The organism is Streptomyces sp. 4F14 (genome assembly GCF_048159485.1).
In the GTDB taxonomy this organism is placed as follows: domain Bacteria; phylum Actinomycetota; class Actinomycetes; order Streptomycetales; family Streptomycetaceae; genus Streptomyces.
In genome coordinates this window covers 47227-64792 of sequence record NZ_JBLRVY010000034.1, presented here as the reverse complement: position 1 = coordinate 64792, position 17566 = coordinate 47227, and the positions used below count along the sequence as shown (strand labels likewise).

Here is a 17566-nt window from a genome sequence, read left to right as displayed (position 1 = left end):
CGTCACCTCCCGTACCTGCGCGAGAGAACCCCGGCACCTCCGAGCGCCGGGGTTCTCCCGTGTCTCCGACTCCCTTACGCGTAGCGGTAGATGGAGCTGACGTCCTCCAACTGGTCCGGCGTCACGTCCCACGGTGGCAGCTTCTCGCCCCGGGCCACGATCCGCCCCCGCTGCCGGTCGCCCAACTCGGGCTGCCCAGCGGGGAGATAGCGGTGCTGTGCGTGCCGTTTCTGCCAGCGGTACCAGACCAGGTCGATGAAGGCGTGGTGCAGCCAGAACACCGGGTCGTTGACGGAGGCGCCGCCCAGCATCACCCCGCCGACCCAGCGGTGCACGCGGTTGTGGTTGCGCCAGGAGACGCTGCCCCGCCCGGTGCCCCAGCCCTCCAGCTTGTTGCGGAAGCCCCGGGTGACCGTCGAGTCCCAGGGCGCGGTGTCGTAGGCGGGGTCCTTCATCGCCCACTCCAGCTCGTCCTTGGTGGGCAGGTCGATGGGGTCGCGGGCGCGGCCGAGGTCGCGGGTGAGGAAGTCCTCGTCGGTGATGTTCTCGCGGATCGTCCAGTGGCCCGCCCCGTACGCGAACGGCCCCGTGGTGACCTGCCGGTCGCCCGGACGGCCGTTGCCGCCCAGCAGATCCGCCGTCCACGGCGCCGACTTCGCGGTGCGGTCGCGCGTCCAGTCCCAGTACGGCACGGTCACCGAGTCGTCGACCTTGCGCAACGCCCGCTCCAGGTCCAGCAGGAAGCGCCGGTGCCAGGGCAGGAACGAGGGCGCCATGTGGGCCGTACGCAGTCCGTCCTCGCCGTCGGACACGTAGAAGTCGATGTGCATGCGGACGAACTCGTCGTACTCGCCCCGGCGTTTGACCTCCAGGAGCGCCTTCACGAAGCGTTTTCGCTCGGCCGCCGTGAGGGTGCTGACGTCCTTACGCGTGTAGGCCATGGGGTCCCCCCGCCTGTTCCTTGAGCTGTTCGCCGGGGCCGAGTTCGTCGACGGCGGCGCGGGCGGCCTGAAGCGGGGTGTCGTACGAGCGGTAGTGGTCGACCATGCTCAGCCAGGTGCCGTCGGCGCGGCGCATGAGGTGCAGGGGACGGCCGTCGACGGTGACGTGCCAGGACGGGTCCGCGTCGCGGCCGTTGCCCGCCGGCATGCCCTGGATGTGCCGCCCCCGGTAGACCTCGTCGAACCCCGGCCCGGGATCCACGTCCCGAAACCCCCGCGACGCCACCACCAGCGGGGTGACCGCCGCGACCAGGCCCACCCCGATCAGCCCCCGCAGCAGCCCCCGCCGCCCCGGTCTCGCCACCGTCACCGAAGTCCCGCCCACACCGACGACCGTCATCCTCGACTCCTCCTGAGCTTCCGCTGTCACAGCGGTAACCGCGCGAGGGGGCGGGGGGTCACGGAATCGGGGGTGTACGGCGGCCCGGGGACCCACTCCCCGGGCCGCCGCCGGCGCCGTTACAGGCCCTCGGCCAGGCCCAGGCCGGCCCCCGGGACGGCCTGGAGCGCGGGGGTGACGAGGCCGGCCGCGGGGAGCTTCGGGGCCGGGAGGCCGAAGTTGGCGGGGTCCGGCGGGGTGAGGGGGAGGTCGAGGGTGGCGCCGGGGCCGAGCGCGCGGACGTCACTGGCGGGGGCGTCCAGACCGGCGTGGTCGAACTCGTCGCCGAGGACGCGCGGGAGCGGCGTACGCAGGCCGAGGCCGGGGAGGGCCGCGCCGACCGGGAGCTGGGGGATCGCGCGGTCCGGGACGAGCCGGCCCTCGACGTACCGGGGGCCGTCGGGGGCGCCCGGCATCGGGAGCGGGAGTTCGCCGCCGACCTCCGGCAGTTCCATGCCGAGCGCCGTCTCGGCGCCGCCCAGCGGGACGGGCACGGGGACCGTCTCGGCCGCGGCGGCGGGGGTCGTGGCGGCGGCCCCGGCAGCGGCGGCCAGCAGCACGGCGGCGAGGGTTCCTCGGGTGGTCGACTTCATCTCGGGTACGGGCCTTTCGGTTCTCGGGAGACGCGCTCTGCGTACGGGGTAACGAGCGGGGCGAGCACCCTGGAAACGAGGCCGGTTCACAATTCCCCCGGACGCGGGAATCGAACGACTAAAGCGGACGGGGTGTCACTCGCCTGGGTGACACCCCGTCCGCCCCGAGAACGCGTGGAAGCGCGTGAGAACGCGTGAGAGCGCTACCGCAGGCTGCGCGCCGGGAGCACGATGTGGGCCGCCGCGTTCAGCGTCTCGTCGGCGCCCGCGAACGCGGCCAGCGCCTCCAGCTCGACGGGCTTGCCCGGTTCGGCCTCGGGCCAGGGGCGGGTGGTGAAGACGAGGTAGGCGTACCCCCGGTTCTCGACGGCGGCCAGCCACTCCGGCGGCGGCACGCACTGCGCGTTCAGGCTCGGCATGTTCAGCACCGCCTGTCCGGCCTCGACCAGCAGGCTGACCGGCAGGCTCGGCCGTTCGGTCCCGTCGACGAGGTCGCCTCCGACGGGCAGGCCGTTGTCGGTGAGGAGCCGCTCGATGGCGCTCGCGGTCACCTCGGGCCCGTCGGCCGCGTCACCGAGGGAGTAGGCGAGCAGGTAGGGCATGTCACTGCCGTCGGGGGCCTCGCCGCTCCACGGCATCACGACCAGGGTGCCGAGGTCGGCGACACGGAAGGGGCGGGTTTCGCTAGTTGAGGTCACCGCGCGACCATAGCGGCGCATTCGGGGCCGACCGGACGCGTTCTCACCCGAGCGGAGGACGCCGTACGGGTGTGCCACTCGTACGAGGGACGGGCGGGTCCCGGGGTGGACGGCGGGCCGGTCCCGCGGGTGCGGGTGGCCGGCCCCTCGTCGCGTGCTCAGCCCTGCAGCGGCAGCCCGCCGAGCAGCGGGTTGTGCTGGTTGAGCGCGCCGGTCGCGCCCTTGACCGCGTTGAGGGGGGAGCCCTCGTTCTCGGTGTTGAGCGCGTCGGACTGGTGCTGGAGCGGCATCACGTCCTTCGCGGTGAGGTTCCCCGAGGTGAGCGTGTTCACCGCGCCGGTGAGGCTGGTGGGCGTGAGGTCGGCGGTGCTGTGCGCGAACGCGGGCGCTGCGGCGCCGGCGAGGGCAATGCTTCCGGCAACGACAGCGGCAGCCTTGAGGGACTTCATCGGGTTCCTTTCCAACGGCGTCTGTGAGGTAAGTCGGCAAAACACGACGCCGTGCCTAACGATTCCCTCGCTCGCCGGAAACCCCGGATGCAGAAATTTCAGCACCCCGGCCGGAATCCCGCCGGGCGGGCGGGGATTGTCCGGCGGTTCCGGGCTCCCTCAATTGCGGTTCGCGCGGGGCGAGTTCGCGGGATCGGGGGGCGGAACGCCGTCGGCCGGGGTGCGGAAACCTTTCGCGCGTTACGACGCCGAGACGGGCAGCGGGGGCGTCGCCGGGAGCGCGGGCGGGGTCACGGGGAGCGGCGGTGTGGCCGGGAGCGCGGGCGTCGCGGGCAGGGCCGGGGCCGCGGGGACGGCCGCCGCCGGGTCGACCGGCAGTGCGGGGGCCGCCGGGAGCGCCGGGAGCGCCGGCAGCCCTGCCAGGCTCGGCGCGGGCAGACCGCCGCCGAGGAGGGTCGCCGCGACGACGTTCACCAGCCCCAGCAACGTGCCGGTCGCCGCGGACACGACCCCGGTCACGTCCCCGGACGTCACCGCCGCGAGCAGCTTCGCGACGGCGGCCTGGAGTGCGGCGAGCGCGTCGCCCTGGACGTCGGCCAGGGCGGCCTTGGTCTCGGCGCCGGACTTGCCGTCGTCACTGACAGAACGTCCGTCGCTCGCGGCGAGTTCCCCGGCACCCGATTTCTCGACCGGCAACGGCAACGGCAGCGGCGGTGCCGCCGGAAGCGCGGGCGGCGTCACGGGCAGCGGGGGCGTCGCCGGGAGCGCGGGAGCCGCCGGTACGGCCGCCGCCGGGTCGACCGGCAGCGCCGGTGCCGCCGGCGTCGAGGGTGCCGCCGCGGTGATCTTCGCGACCGCCGCCTTGATCGCGTCGGACAGCGCCGCGGCCTTCTCCGGCGTCAACTGGCCGTCGGGGGCCGCGAGTACGGCGTTGATGAGGTCGGTGACGGGGGTGAGCAGGGAACCGAGGTCACCGAGGCTCTTGGTCTGGGCGAGCAGCGCGTCGGCGTTGGGGAGGGGCGCCTTGGACGCCGCTGCGGTGCGCTCGGGAGCGCCGTCCGCCGCGAACGCGGCAGGGGCGGCGACGCCGAGGACGAGGGAGGCGCACAGCGCGGTGGACGCGATACGTCGTACGGGCAGACCACGCATGAGAATTCCTTTCGATTGCGTCAGGTCTCGACCCCACCGTGCGAGTGACACACACTCACCGCAACAGATCAACGACAGTCCGTGACCGCCCGTGCGACCGCATCGCCCCAGGTCGGACGGCCCGTCAAGTGCCGTGCGCCGTGTCGCGCGGACGACCCCCCATTCGGGGGAGCGGCATGCGAAACGGCCGCCCCCCTGGCTGGGGAGCGGCCGTCCGGCGAAGAGGCGCGTCAGTCGTTGACGCAGGTGTTGCCGAACGCCGGGTTCAGCAGACCGATGACGTCGACGGAGTTGCCGCAGACGTTGACCGGCACGTGCACGGGAACCTGGAGGACGTTGCCCGACAGCACACCCGGGGAGTGCTCGGCGACACCCTGCGCGCCACTGTCGGCGGCGGCGACGCCGGAAGCGCCGGCGACGGCCGCCGCTGCAACGGTGGTGAGGGCCAGGCCCTTCGCGATACGCGACATGGAGAGGTGCTCCTTGGGGTTTTGACACGAACATCCGGGCGGGGATGCCCGGCGCTGTGTCAACGCGCGACGCCCCGAGGGGTTGTGCGGCCAATGGAGTGATGTCTCGCCGGTCCGACTTTCACCATTCCGACACACTTGACCGCTATCACCGGATTAGTCCGAATACGGTTTAGAGTTGCGGCCCATCCGACGCACCCCTATAAGCCAGCAAATCGCACTGCGGACTCGCCCCGCAGGTTCCCCGAAAGGGCCATGCCGGTCATGCGCACTCCCACGGCTCCGCTGCTGCGCCGCGCGACGGTGGGCGTCCTCGCCCTCGCCACCCTCTGGACCTCGAACCCCGCGGCCGCCGCCCCCGCCGAGGCCCCCGCCCTCCCCTTCGCCGAGCGCTACCGCGCCACCCAGCACGGCGGCATCGTCCGCGCCGCGAACACCTCGATCACCTGCCGCGCGCTGACCCCGGGCTGCGCCGAGACGCAGGACGGTCAACTCCCGGGGGCCAACAGCGACTTCGACATGTTCTACGTCGACGTCGACGACGACCCCAACACCTACAACTCCTCCCGCGCCGAGGTCCGCCTCCCGCAGGGCTCCCGCGTCACCTACGCCCGTCTCTACTGGGGCGGCAACCTGCGCGTCGGCGAGCAGAAGCCCCCGAAGGACAACGGCCGGGTCCTGATCGCCGAGCCCGGCGGCTCGTACAAGGCGCTCCTCGCCGACACCGTCACCGGCCACCGCGTCGCCGGCGGCGCCGACGCCTTCCAGGCTTCGGCGGACGTCACGAAGCTGGTCCGGGAGAGCGGCGAGGGGCTGTACACGGTCGCACAAGTCAATGTGGCGATGGGGAAGTCGACGGCCGGCGCCTGGGGCGGGTGGACGCTCGTCGTGGCGTACGACAATCGGAACGAACCCCTCCGCCACCTCTCCCTCTGGGACGGCTTCGACACCCTGAACGCCAAGCGGGGGCACGAAGTGACACTCAAGGGGCGCGCACTGGCGGCGCACGCGGGCGGGTACGCCGGGCTCGTGGCCTACAACGGCGACCCCGGCCGAACGGGTGACTCGCTCGTGTTTTCGACGGGGGCGGGCCGCGAGTTCCGCCTCGGAAACGCCGCCAATCCGGCCGACGACGTACTGAACTCCACGATCAGCGAGCCGGGGGAGGCTCCGGCGGCGCGTGAACCGGCGTACGCCAGCACCCTCGGCTACGACTCCGACGTGTTCGATCTGAGCGAGGGTTTGCGGCGCGGTGGTGACCAGGCGGGCCTGCGTCTCGTTTCCTCCCGGGACGCGGCGTGGGCCGGGGCGCTCTTCGTCGCCGTCGACGCCCGGCAGTAGTCAGGCGCGTTCCCGCCCGTCCCGAGCGTCATCCGTGAGCGAGGAAACCGCGCCATGCACCAGTCAGTACCCGAAGCCGGCCCCCGGGTCCTGCATGTCACGCAGCCCGTGGACGGCGGAGTCGCCCGCGTCGTCATGGATCTGACGGTCCGTCAGCTCGCCGCCGGGTGCCGCGTCACGGTCGCCCTCCCCGACAGCCCCCTCGCCGCCGACCTGGCCGCGCTGGGGGCCGTCGTACGCCGCTGGGAGGCGGCCCGGGCGCCGGGGCCCTCGCTGGCCTCGGAGGTGCGGCGGCTCGGGCGTCTGGTGCGGGAGGAGCGGCCGGAGCTGGTGCACGCGCACTCCGCGAAGGCCGGTCTCGCCGCGCGGCTCGCGGTGCGCGGGCGGGTGCCGACGGTGTTCCAGCCGCACGCCTGGTCGTTCGAGGCCGTCGACGGGGCCATGGCCGCGCTCGCCCTCAACTGGGAGCGGTTCGGGGCGCGTTGGGCCGACCGGCTGGTGTGCGTCAGCGAGGGCGAGCGGGCCGCCGGGGAGCGGGCCCAGATCGCCGGGCGGTATCAGGTGATCCCCAACGGCATCGACACCGGCCGCTTCCACCCCGCGCCCGTGGACACCGTCCGCGCCGCCCTCCTCCCGGACGTCGACCCGGCCGCGCCGCTCGTGGTGTGCGTGGGGCGGCTGTGTCGGCAGAAGGGCCAGGACCTGCTGCTCACCGCCTGGGAGCGGGTCGTCCGCGAGGTGCCCGGGGCGCGGCTCGCGCTCGTCGGGGGCGGGCCGGACGAGGCTCAACTCCGGCTGGCGGCACCGGAGTCGGTGACGTTCGCCGGAGCCGTCGAGGACACCGTGCCCTGGTACCAGGCCGCCGATCTGGTCGTCCTGCCGTCCCGCTGGGAGGGCATGGCGCTCGCCCCGCTGGAGGCGCTGGCGTGTGGCCGCCCGGTGGTGGTGACCGACGTGGCCGGCGCCCGCGAGAGCCTGCCGCCCGCGCTCGCCGAACGATGCCTGGTGCCGCCCGGGGAGCCCGCCGCGCTGGCGGGCGCGGTCACCGGCCTGCTGCTCGCCCCTCTGCTGCGCGAGTCCCTCGGCTCCCGGGGCCGCCGGCACGTCCTGTCCACACACGACGTGCGGCGCAGCGCCGGGGCTGTCGCGGAGCTGTACCGCGAACTCCTCGGCGGCGAGCGGCCGTTGCCGCGCGTCGAGCCCACCGAGTGCAGGGAGTCCATCCACTCGTGACCGCCGAAAGCACCGTCCCCTCCCCCGGTTCGCCCGTCTCCGTCATCCCGCGCCGCGACAGCGGTACGGGGTTCCGGTTCCCGGTGCGGCGGCCCTCGGCGCGGCCCCCCTCGCCGCTGCCGCTGCTGCTGGCCGACTTCACCGCCGTGGCCGCCGGGGTCCCCGCGCTCGCCGAGGCGCAGCGCAGGCCCTTGCTGGTCGGGGTGTTGGTGGCCGCGACCATACTCCTGCGGCCCCAGCGGGCCCGGCCCGTCGCGGGGGTGCTGGACGAACTCCCCACCGTCTGCGGGCGGATCGCGGTCGCCTGGCTGGCGCTGGCCGCCCTGGTCGCCGCGAACTCGCCGGTGGACGCGCTGACTTGGGGCACCCTCGGGTTCGGGTTCGCCGCGCAGGCGGGTGCCGCCTGCGCCGGGCGCTCGCTCGTCCACTACCGGCGCCGGCGGCGGCTCGCCCGGCGGCCCCGGGCCGCGCTCGTCGTGGGTCCCGCGGCCACCGCGCAGAAGGTCGCCGCCGCCATGCTGCGGCATCCCCGGTGCGGGGCCGAGCCGGTCGGGATCGTCGCCGAACAGGGCGGCGGGAGCGGCGGGTTGCCAGTTCTGACGACTGGTCAGGACGTCCAGATGGCGGTCGTGCAGAACGGGGTGCGGGACGTCCTGTGCGTCGACCCCGCCGTACGGATCACGCAGGCGCCGCTGCTGCGGGCGCTCGCCGAGTCCGGGTGCGCGGTGTGGGAGGTGGACGCGGAGTCGCCGTCGTACGCCTCGCGGGACCAGCTCGCCGGGTACCCGCGGCGGCCGTTGGACCTCGGGCTCAGGCGGCGGGGCAGCGCCGGGAAGCGGGTGCTGGACGTCGCCGTGTCGGGGACGCTGCTGCTGCTGATCAGCCCGCTGCTGCTGGTGTGCGCGGTCGTGCTGCGCTGCACCGACGGGCCCGGGGTGGTGTTCCGGCAGGAGCGGATCGGGAAGGACGGGCGGCCGTTCACGCTGCTGAAGTTCCGCACCTACCGGCCCGCCGACGAGCACGAGTCGGCGACGCGGTGGAGCGTCGCCGGGGAGCGCGAGATGAGCCCGTTCTGCCGGTTCCTGCGGCAGACCTCGCTGGACGAGCTGCTCCAGCTGTGGAACGTGCTGCGCGGGGACATGAGCCTCGTCGGGCCGCGGCCCGAACGGCCGTACTTCGTCGGGCAGTTCAGCCAGACCTACCCCGGATACGCGGCCCGGCACCGGATGCGGGCCGGGATCACCGGGCTCGCCCAGATCAACGGGCTGCGCGGGGACACCTCGATCGAGGACCGGGCCCGCTTCGACAACGCCTACATCGACAACTGGTCGCTGTGGCAGGACATCTGCATCCTGCTGCGCACCGCCGCCGCCTTCGTGCGGCCGACCGGGAGCTGACGCCGATGGCCCTCGCCCTGCCGCTCACCCCGCCCCGGTCCTGGTCGCCGGTGCTGCCGGTCGCCGCCGTGATCGCGCTCGTCGCCCTGCCCGTCGCCCCCGGCGGCGAGGGGGGCGCGGGGCCCGCCGACGCGCTCTCCGCGCTGGTCGTCCTCTTCTGCGTCGTACGGCTGCTGCGGCGCCGGGCCCGGCCGCTGTCCCGGCGGGCCGCCGTGCTGTTCGCGCTGCCGGTCGCCGGGCTCACGCTGGCCGCGTTCGGCGCCGCCTCCGCGAGCGCCGGGGTGTCCGGGCTCGGGCGGTACCTCCAGGTCTTCGTCCTCGTCCCGGCCGCCGTGCTGCTGCTGATCCGCGACGCCCGCGACTTCCGGCTGCTGGCCTGGTCGTTCGTCGGGCTCGCCGGGTGGCAGGGGGCCGTCGGCGTCCACCAGTTCGTCACCGGCACCGGGGCGTCGTACCAGGGCGAGGAGATCCGGGCGGTCGGCACCTTCGGGCCGCAGGACGTCATGGGGATGGCGACCGTCGTGTCCTTCGGGCTGATCTGCGCGGTGGGGCTCGCGCTCGGGCGGTCCGTGGCGCGGGAACGGCTGATCGCGGCGGTCTGCGCGGGAGCCCTGCTGATTCCGCTGGCCCTCTCCTTCAGCCGGGGCGCGTGGATCGCCACGGCGCTGACCTGCTCGGTGCAGTTGATGCTGGCCGGGCTGCGAAGGGCCCTGAAAGTGGGGGCGGTTGTGGCGGCCCTCGGCATCATCCTCGTCGGCGGTTTCGGGGTCGGCTCCGCGATGCTCCAGGAGCGGGTCAGCAGCATCACCCAGGTCACCGACACACCGGACCAGTCCGTCACCGACCGCTACACCATGTGGGCCGCGGCCCTCGGCATGTGGCGCGAACAGCCGTTGACCGGCGTCGGGTTGAAGGGCTTCCCCGAACACCGGGACGCGCACGCGTCGTTGGCGCTGTCCTCCGGCAGCGACACGGAGGGCGCGGGCTCGGCGTACGTCAAACAGCCCCTCCTGTCCCCGCACAACATGTACCTGCTGATCCTCAGCGAACAGGGCCTCATCGGCCTCCTGGCGTTGGCGGGCGGCTGGCTCGCACTCCTGACGTGCGCGCTGCGCAACCTGGTCCGCGAACACAGGCGTCAACGGGCCTCCCTGGACTGCGCGTTGATCGCCTGCGGGCTGTCGGTGTGGCAGCTCACGGACTTCATGTACGCCGACATCGGGGGGCCGTCGACGGTCCTCACGGCCATCTGCGTGGGGCTGATCGCGTGGTGGGCGCTGGCCTCCGGCGCCGACGCCGAGGGGGCCGCCACCCGATGACGGTGCCCTCTTCCCGAACCCCTGGAACGGACGGCGCAGCGGAGAGAGTCCCGCCGACGCCGTCCGCGAGGGTGTTCGGAACACCGCCCCCGGAGACCGGGCCTCGGGGGAGAACCGAGACCCGGGCGGAGTCCGGAGCCGCGCCGGAGGCGGAACGGCGGGACGGGGGTGCCGCGCGAGCGGAGACCGGACCACTCGGCGAATCTCCGGCACGAACAGAAGCCGGCCGACTGGCCTCAACCGCCGCACCGGCTGAGGCCGGGGCCGCCCCGGAAACCGGGAAGCCTGGCGCAACCGCCGCACGAACAGAGACCAGGGCCACGCCGGAGACCGGACCACTCGACGCAACCACCGCACGGCCAGGAACCGGGACCGCTTCAGGAACCGGGCGGCCGGGCGTGAGCGACGCGCGAACCGGGGCCGGGGCCGCACTCGGAGCCGGGTGGCTGGGCGAGGCCGCTGTGCGGGCCGAGCCCGGCGGGGCACACGGTGCCGCCCCGGAAGCCGGACAACACACGGCAGCCGAACAGCCCGGCGCAACCGCCACGCAAGCCGGAACCAGAACCACCCCCGAAACCGCACACACCGAACCCAGCAGGGCGCGCAGCACTGCCCCGGAAGCCGGGCAGCGTGCGGGAGTCGGGGCGCGTGGAGACATCGACGCGGGAAGGGTCGCCGCTGTGGGTCCCGGTGCCGCTCGTCTCCGGCCCCTGGCCGACGAGCCGCTCCCCGGTCAGCCCCTCCCCGGTGCGCCCCTCCCCGGCCGGACCATCCCCTGCCCGTCCCCCGGCCCGAACGCCCCCCGCCCGTCCCCCGTCTCCCCCGAACCCTCCCACCCCACCGGCAAGTTCCTCGCCAAGGCCGCCGTTCTCACCGCGGTGCTCTCCATCGCCGGGTCCCTGCTCGGGCTGGTCCGGGATCAGGCGCTCGCCCGGCTCTTCGGGGCCGGGCAGGAGACGGACGCGTTTCTCGTCGCCTGGACGATCCCGGAGTTCGCGGCGACGCTGCTGATCGAGGACGGGATGGCGTTCGCGCTGATCCCGGCGTTCAGCATGGCCCTCGCCCAGAAGGCGCGGGGCGCCTCCGGGGATCCGGTACGGGCGCTCGTCGCCGGGACCCTGCCCAAGCTGTCGCTCGCGTTCATGGGGGTCGGAGCACTCATCATCGGCCTGGCACCCCAGGTCGTCGAGGTGCTCGCGCCGGGCCTGCCCAACCCTCAACTCGCCGTCGACTGCACCCGGTTGACGGCGACCTGCGTCGTCAGCTTCGGGCTGGCCGGCTATTGCAGCGCCGCCTTGAGGGCGCACCGCAAGTTCGGCGCCCCCGCCGCGATCTACGTCGCGTACAACACCGGCATCATCGCCGGGATGTTCGTGCTGGGCGGGCATTGGGGGGTGCGGTCGGCGGCGGCAGGGGTCGCGGTCGGCGGCGTACTGATGGTGCTCGTACAACTGCCCTCACTGCTCAAGCAGTTGACCACCAGAGCGGCCGTCCAGGACAAGCGCGCCGAGCAGGAGCCCCAGGCGCTGAACACCGCCCTCCTCGCGACCGTCCTGCTGTTCGCGCTGTGCCGGCAGTCGCAGGTCCTGATCGAGCGGTTCCTCGCCTCCCGTCTCCCCGAGGGCGCCATCTCGCATCTCAACTACGCCCAGAAGGTGGCGCAGATGCCGATGCTGCTGTCGATGATGCTGATCACGGTCACCTTCCCCGTGGTCGCGAGGGCGCTCGCGGAGGGGGACACCGAGCGGGCGCGCAAGCGGGTGGAGAGCGACCTCGCGCTGGCGACGTGCGTGGTGCTGCTGGGCACGGCCGCGGTCGTCGCCTGCGCCCCGCAGATCATCCAACTCCTGTTCCAGAAGGGCGCGTTCACCCCGCAGGACACGGCGGCGACCGCGCAGGTGATGCGCGTGTACGCGCTGGGCCTGCTGGGCCAGACCCTCACCGGCGTCCTCGTGCGCTCGTACTTCTCGGCGGGCCGCCCGAGCTGGTACCCGGTGGGCGCGATGGCCGTGGGGATCGTGGTGACGTCGTGGATCGGCGCGCTGAGCGTGGGGAGCCTGGGGGTCACCGGCATCGCGGTCGCCAACGCGGCCGGTATCTCGGTGACCGCGCTGGTGCTGCTCGCGGGGCTGGGCCCGAGGAGTGTCCCGGTCCATGTCCGGGGCGTGCTGCACGAGTTGGGCAGGCCGGTGCGGGCCGCACTGGTCGCGACGGTCCTCGGCGCGTACGCCGCGGGCCATGTGACCGGGGGGCCGGTCGCGGGGGCGGGTGCCGGGGGGCTGACCGTGATCGCCGTCTTCCTCGTCCTCGGCTGGGCGCTGGACGCCCAGGGGGTCGAGCCCGTCCTGAGGTCCGTCCGTTCCGCATCCCGAAGGCTGGCAGCCCATGTCCGTTCCCGTTGAGACCCGAGCCAGACGCCAGGCGCCCAACTCCCTTCCCTGGGTGGCGATGTACCACTCGGTGGGCGACTGCTCCGACGACCCGTACCGCATCACCGTGACCCCGGAACGCCTCGACGCGCAGCTCGCCTGGTACGCCCGCAGCGGCCTGAAGGGCGTCTCGATGGCGGAGCTGCTCGCGGCGCCCGACCGCACCGGCCTGATCGGCCTCACCTTCGACGACGGCTACACGGACTTCGTCACCGCAGCGCTCCCGGTCCTGCGCGCCCACGACGTCACCGCGACCCTCTTCGTCCTCCCGGGCCGCCTCGGCGGCGACAACGCCTGGGACCCGCTGGGCCCCCGCAAGCCCCTCCTCACAGCGGACGGCATCCGCGAGGCGGCCGCGCAGGGCATGGAGATCGGCTCGCACGGCCTCACCCACGTCGACCTGACGAAGGCGGACGACGAGACGCTGGCGGCGGAGACCGAACAGAGCCGCGACCAGCTAAGTGACCTGCTGGGAACCGACGTTGACGGTTTCTGCTACCCGTACGGCACGATCGACGAGCGCGCCGTCTCGGCCGTGCGCGACGCCGGTTACGCCTACGCCTGCGCGATCGACCCCGGCGCCCTGAACGGCGTCCACGCCCTGCCCCGCGTGCACATCGGGCAGAACGACACCGCCGCCCGCCTCTTCCTCAAGCACCGCCTGCACCGGCTGCGCCGGCGTCCGGTGGAGGGCCTGCGGTGAGGGCGCTGCACATCATCACGGGCCTCGGCACGGGCGGCGCCGAGCAGCAACTGCGGCTGCTGATCCGGCACTTGCCGGTCGACTGCGAGGTCGTCACGCTCACCAACCCGGGCGCGGTGGCCGACGGCCTGATCGCGGACGGGGTACGCGTCACCCACCTCGGCATGTCCGGCAACCGCGACCTGGGCGCCCTGCCCCGCCTGGTGAAGCACATCAGGTCGGGCGGCTACGACCTGGTCCACACCCACCTGTACCGCGCCTGCGTGTACGGCCGTCTCGCGGCCCGCCTCGCGGGCGTGAAGGCGATCGTGGCGACCGAACACTCCCTGGGCGACGCGCAGATGGAGGGCCGCGACCTCACTCAGGGGGTGCGCGCCCTCTACCTGGCGAGCGAGCGGCTGGGCCGTTCCACGGTCGCCGTCTCCCCGACGGTCGCCGACCGGCTGCGCCGCTGGGGCGTGCCCGCGCCGCGCATCGAGGTCGTCCCGAACGGCATCGACCTGGCCCGTTTCCGCTTCGACCCGGTGGCCCGCCACCGCACGCGCCGGCGCCTGGGCCTGCCGGAGGACGCGTACGTGATCGGCGGCATCGGCCGCCTGAACGCCGGGAAACGTTTCGATGTCCTCGTCGAGGCCCTGGCGGGGCTCCCGGACGACCACTGGCTGTTGCTGGTGGGCGGCGGCCCCGAGGAGAGCGTGCTGCGGCGTACCGCGCACGAAGTGGGCGTCGCCGACCGGGTGTTGTTCACCGGCGAGCGCCCGTACGTCCCGGACGGCTCCCCCGGCCCCGACCTGCCGTCGCTGACGTCCGCGATGGACGTCCTGGCGTCCCCGTCGCCGGACGAGGCGTTCGGGCTGGCGGTCGTGGAGGCGCTCGCCGCGGGGCTGCCGGTGCGGTACGCGTCGTGCCCGGCGGTCGAGGACCTCCCGACGCCCGCGCCGGACGCCCGCCAAGTCCCATGCGGCGTCGAGGAGTTCGCCAACTCCCTGCGCCGTCCCCCGACTTCCGGCCCGCGCACCCCGCCCGAGGCCGCCCGCCACTACGACATCGCCCGCAGCGCCGCACGCCTCATGGACGTCTACACGACCACCCTCTCTGTCCCGACACCCCAGAAAGCCACCGCCACATGACCGAGAACACCTCCCGCCGCACCGCCGTCCTCACCCGTGCGAAGGCGCTCCCGCCGTGGACCCTGCTCGCCGCCGGCGCCCTCGCCGGCGGCCTCGCGGGCGGCGCGTACGGCGCGTTGAAGCCGCCCGTCTACACGGCGACCGCGTACGTCGTCGCCGTCCCAGCCGAGAAGTCCGACCCGTCGTCCGCGCTGGGCTTCGCGCAGGCGTACGGCCGGGTCGCGAACCAGCTCGCGGTGCTCGGCGACGCCCAGGTGTGGGCCGGGGTGCCGGTGAAGACGCTCCAGAAGAGCGTGCAGACGGCGACCTCGCCGGACGCGCCGATGGTGGCGATCACCGCGACCTCGGGGCGCGCGGACCTCGCCGCCGACATGGCGAACGCGGTGTCGCGGGCGCTGACCCAGCACGCGAAGGGCAGCGAGAAGACGACGAACGTCGAACTCCAGCCGTTCGCGCGGGCGGTGAAGCCGACCGACCCGTCCTCGCAGTCCCCGGCGGTCACCGGTCTGGTAGGCGCGAGCGCGGGCGGACTGCTGGGCGGGCTGGTGCTGTTGGTGCGTCCGAAGCGCAAGTCCCAGACGGTGACGCGCACTTCGGCCGCCGAGGAGACCAAGGCCGCGCCCGTCCCCGGCCCGGCCCTCGCCGCCGACGTCCACGGGGCGCGATGAACACCGAACTGGTGACGGACGAGGGCGAGTTCGCCGCCCTCGCCGCCGACTGGGCCGACCTGTACGGGCGGTGTGCGACGGCGACGCCGTTCCAGAGCCACGCCTGGCTGCACTCCTGGTGGCTGTCCTACGGCAGGCGCGGCCGACTGCGCCTGCTCCTGGTGCGCGGCGCGCGGGGCGAACTCCTCGCCGCCGCGCCCCTGATGGCCGTACGCAGTCCGTTTCCCGCGCTGGTGCCGCTGGGTGGGGCGATCTCCGACTACGGGGACGTCCTGGTCGACGACGAGCGGGGCGAGGAGGCCGTCGCCGTGCTCACGGAGGGGCTCGCGGCGGCGGCGCGGACGGCGCTGATCGACTTCCGCGAGGTGCGTCCGGGGGGCGCGGTCGAGCGGGTCTACGAGCACTGGCGGGGACCCCGGCGCCGGGTCGGCGACTCGGTGTGCCTGGAGCTGCCGGCCGTGCCGATGGAGGAGCTGGTGGCGCGGCTGCCGTCGGCGAAGGCCCAGCGGGTGCGGGCCAAGCTGCGCAAGCTGACCTCGCTGGGGGTGGAGCGCAGCGTCGTACCGGCCGAGGGGGTGGACGCGGCGCTGCGGCGGCTGCTTGAGCTGCACCAACTCCAGTGGCAGGGACGGAAGGTGACCTCCGAGCACCTGCAACAGCGGTTCTGCGAGCACCTGGTGAGGTCGGTGGGGCCGATGGTGCGGTCGGGGGACGCGGTGGTGACCGAGTTCCGGCTCGACGACGACGTCGTGGCCGTCGATCTCACGCTGCTGTCGCGGGAGTTGGCGGGGGGCTATCTGTACGGGGCGCATCCGCGGCTGCGGGAGCGGAAGGCGGACGTCGCGGTGATGCTGCTGGACGCGTGCGCCGAGCACGCCCGCAAGCCGCCCCGGGGGGCCTTGAGCCTGCTGCGCGGGAACGAGCCGTACAAGCACCACTGGCGGCCCGAACCCGTCGTCAACCAGCGCCTGTTGCTGGCCCGGCGGCGCACCGCGCCCCTGCTGTCGGCGGCGCTGTGCGACGTGGCGGCCCGGCGGCGCGGCAAGGAGTTACTGCACCGCTGGGAGTCCTTCAGGGAGCGGTCCGGTGGCGGCGGGACCTGAACTGCCGGGCCCGCCGCCACCGGTCGGGTCACCGGTTGCGGGAGAACCAGTCGAACTTGAGGCAGAGCTTCCCGCCGAGCCAGTGCTCGACCCAGCTGCCGAGGTCGACCGGCGAGCACTCCGGCTGCGGCTCCACCGGAGGCGTCACCGGAGGCTCCACCGGCGGGACGACCGGCGGCTCCACCGGCGGGACGACCGGCGGTTCGACCGGGGTGACCGGCTCGTCCGTCCGGCCGGACAGCATCGACCGGTAGACCTCGGAGGAGCGCGGGTTCGACGAGCACTGCCACACGCCGTGCGGGCAGTAGTCGGTGACGGTGTTGTACAGCGGTTTGTGCTCGTCCATCCAGGCGAGCATGCGCCGCATGTACTCCGGGTTGTCACCGTTGCGGAAGAGTCCCCATTCCGGATAGGAGATGGCCTTGTCGTGGGCCTTCGCGAAATCCACGTGCTGCTGAAGGCCGTAGGGCTCCGTGATCTGTTCGTCGAACGTCCGGCCGGTGGGCTGGTCGTAGGAGTCCATTCCGACGATGTCGACGGTGGCGTCCCCGGGATAGCACTGCGTCCACGGGACGGCGTCGCGGCCCCGGCTCGGCGTGAAGTCGAACCGGAACTTCTGGCCCGGCACCGACCGCATGGTGGTGACGATCCTGTTCCAGTACGTCTTCCAGGCTTCCGGGTCCGGGCCGCAACGATGGGTGTACGTGGTGCCGTTCATCTCCCAGCCGAGCACGATGACCGTGTCGGGCACCTTGAGGGCGACGAGGCGTTCGGCGAGGGCCTTGTAGTGGTGGTCGAACTGTCCGGCGGCGCCCTGCCGCAGCAGCCGGCGCACCTCGAAGTCGGGGACGCCCTCCTCGTTGCGCTCCAGCATCGGCACGTTGAGGACGAACATCCGGTCGTCCTTCTCGCGCCGCCAGTCCGCCCACACGTCGAGGAAGCCGGGGGCGCCCTCGATGTTGCTCCACCGGTCGCCCGGCAGGTAGGTGTGACCGACCTTCAGCTCCGACCCGCCGAGCCACCGGCTCAGCTCGGCCATCCGGGTCACGCCCCGGGGGCCGTAGTCGAGGTAGGCGCCGAAGGCGGGGTACTTCTTGGCGGGGGTCGCCGGGTCCTTCGGAGGTACTACGGGGTCTACGGGTACGGGGGCCAGCTCCTGGGCGGGAGTCGCGTCCTCACCCTCGTCCCCCCACCACCCGTCCGACCACCGGCCGCTGTTCCACCACGCGGGAGCGGGAGGCTCGGTGCGTTGCACCACCCCCGCACTCGCGGCGAAACCAGGACCGGAGGCCAGGGCGGCCGATACGACGACGGCCGTCGCGACGACGGCCAGCCGCCGGGACCGGGTGCGTCGCTTTCGTGGGGCCATGCCTGCTCCTTTCTCCACTCACACGCGTGATGACCGGACCATTCGCGCGTTATGACAGCGTCAGGAATTCCTGACAGACAGTCACATGTAAGTCATACGAAAAGGAAGTACGCCACCGCCGTTACGGCTTTCGAG

The 17566-nt window shown here is 73.4% G+C and carries 17 protein-coding genes; 9 read left to right on the top strand and 8 right to left on the bottom strand.

The window, feature by feature from the left end; all coding sequences use genetic code 11:
- Nucleotides 1-74: 74 nt before the first annotated feature.
- From ACLZOT_RS41140 to ACLZOT_RS41110, 7 genes are all read right to left on the bottom strand, one after another.
- On the bottom strand, nucleotides 75-941 hold the full coding sequence (locus tag ACLZOT_RS41140; RefSeq protein ID WP_416974321.1) for a tyrosinase family protein: 867 nt from the start codon (nucleotides 939-941) through the stop codon (nucleotides 75-77).
- Nucleotides 925-1341, bottom strand: a complete 417-nt coding sequence (locus tag ACLZOT_RS41135) for a tyrosinase cofactor (protein WP_416974320.1) — start codon at nucleotides 1339-1341, stop codon at nucleotides 925-927. The genes ACLZOT_RS41140 and ACLZOT_RS41135 overlap by 17 nt, the downstream gene beginning before the upstream one ends.
- 119 nt (nucleotides 1342-1460) lie before the next feature.
- A complete protein-coding gene (locus ACLZOT_RS41130; RefSeq protein WP_416974319.1) occupies nucleotides 1461-1973 on the bottom strand; it encodes a hypothetical protein in 513 nt (170 codons plus the stop codon).
- 203 nt (nucleotides 1974-2176) lie between these two features.
- On the bottom strand, nucleotides 2177-2671 hold the full coding sequence (locus tag ACLZOT_RS41125; RefSeq protein ID WP_416974318.1) for a DUF5949 family protein: 495 nt from the start codon (nucleotides 2669-2671) through the stop codon (nucleotides 2177-2179).
- Between the two features lie 158 nt (nucleotides 2672-2829).
- Nucleotides 2830-3120, bottom strand: coding sequence for a hypothetical protein (locus ACLZOT_RS41120; RefSeq protein ID WP_416974317.1), 291 nt, complete (start codon nucleotides 3118-3120; stop codon nucleotides 2830-2832).
- A 240-nt stretch (nucleotides 3121-3360) separates the two neighbouring features.
- Nucleotides 3361-4269 (bottom strand): hypothetical protein, encoded by a 909-nt coding sequence (locus tag ACLZOT_RS41115; protein ID WP_416974316.1) that lies wholly within the window; start codon nucleotides 4267-4269, stop codon nucleotides 3361-3363.
- Between the two features lie 230 nt (nucleotides 4270-4499).
- On the bottom strand, nucleotides 4500-4739 hold the full coding sequence (locus tag ACLZOT_RS41110; RefSeq protein ID WP_416974315.1) for a chaplin: 240 nt from the start codon (nucleotides 4737-4739) through the stop codon (nucleotides 4500-4502).
- A gap of 264 nt (nucleotides 4740-5003) precedes the next feature.
- On the opposite strand from ACLZOT_RS41110, the gene ACLZOT_RS41105 reads away from it, so the two are divergent.
- The 9 genes from ACLZOT_RS41105 to ACLZOT_RS41065 all read left to right on the top strand — a co-directional run bounded on the left by ACLZOT_RS41105 (nucleotide 5004) and on the right by ACLZOT_RS41065 (nucleotide 16062).
- Nucleotides 5004-6080 carry a DUF3344 domain-containing protein gene (locus tag ACLZOT_RS41105; protein ID WP_416974314.1) on the top strand — a complete coding sequence of 359 codons (1077 nt, stop codon included), beginning with the start codon at nucleotides 5004-5006 and terminating at the stop codon, nucleotides 6078-6080.
- A gap of 54 nt (nucleotides 6081-6134) precedes the next feature.
- Nucleotides 6135-7313 (top strand): glycosyltransferase family 4 protein, encoded by a 1179-nt coding sequence (locus ACLZOT_RS41100; protein ID WP_416974313.1) that lies wholly within the window; start codon nucleotides 6135-6137, stop codon nucleotides 7311-7313.
- Nucleotides 7310-8710, top strand: coding sequence for an exopolysaccharide biosynthesis polyprenyl glycosylphosphotransferase (locus ACLZOT_RS41095; protein ID WP_416974312.1), 1401 nt, complete (start codon nucleotides 7310-7312; stop codon nucleotides 8708-8710). The genes ACLZOT_RS41100 and ACLZOT_RS41095 overlap by 4 nt, the downstream gene beginning before the upstream one ends.
- Before the next feature lie 5 nt (nucleotides 8711-8715).
- Nucleotides 8716-10029 (top strand): O-antigen ligase family protein, encoded by a 1314-nt coding sequence (locus ACLZOT_RS41090; RefSeq protein ID WP_416974311.1) that lies wholly within the window; start codon nucleotides 8716-8718, stop codon nucleotides 10027-10029.
- A 770-nt stretch (nucleotides 10030-10799) separates the two neighbouring features.
- Nucleotides 10800-12431, top strand: a complete 1632-nt coding sequence (gene murJ, locus ACLZOT_RS41085) for a murein biosynthesis integral membrane protein MurJ (protein WP_416974380.1) — start codon at nucleotides 10800-10802, stop codon at nucleotides 12429-12431.
- The gene (locus ACLZOT_RS41080) at nucleotides 12415-13161 is read left to right on the top strand and encodes a polysaccharide deacetylase family protein (RefSeq protein ID WP_416974310.1); all 747 of its coding nucleotides are present in this window, start codon (nucleotides 12415-12417) and stop codon (nucleotides 13159-13161) included. The genes murJ and ACLZOT_RS41080 overlap by 17 nt, the downstream gene beginning before the upstream one ends.
- Nucleotides 13158-14291: a glycosyltransferase gene (locus ACLZOT_RS41075; RefSeq protein WP_416974309.1), complete on the top strand. Its 1134-nt coding sequence runs from the start codon at nucleotides 13158-13160 to the stop codon at nucleotides 14289-14291. Before ACLZOT_RS41080 ends, ACLZOT_RS41075 begins: the two co-directional genes overlap by 4 nt.
- Complete coding sequence (locus ACLZOT_RS41070; RefSeq protein ID WP_416974308.1) at nucleotides 14288-14959, top strand: lipopolysaccharide biosynthesis protein; 672 nt, start codon at nucleotides 14288-14290, stop codon at nucleotides 14957-14959. Before ACLZOT_RS41075 ends, ACLZOT_RS41070 begins: the two co-directional genes overlap by 4 nt.
- Nucleotides 14956-16062, top strand: coding sequence for a GNAT family N-acetyltransferase (locus tag ACLZOT_RS41065; RefSeq protein ID WP_416974307.1), 1107 nt, complete (start codon nucleotides 14956-14958; stop codon nucleotides 16060-16062). The genes ACLZOT_RS41070 and ACLZOT_RS41065 overlap by 4 nt, the downstream gene beginning before the upstream one ends.
- A 28-nt stretch (nucleotides 16063-16090) precedes the next feature.
- On the opposite strand, the gene ACLZOT_RS41060 is transcribed toward ACLZOT_RS41065, so the two are convergent.
- Entirely contained in the window at nucleotides 16091-17431 is a 1341-nt protein-coding gene (locus tag ACLZOT_RS41060) for a glycoside hydrolase family 26 protein (protein ID WP_416974306.1), read from the bottom strand.
- Nucleotides 17432-17566: the final 135 nt, after the last annotated feature.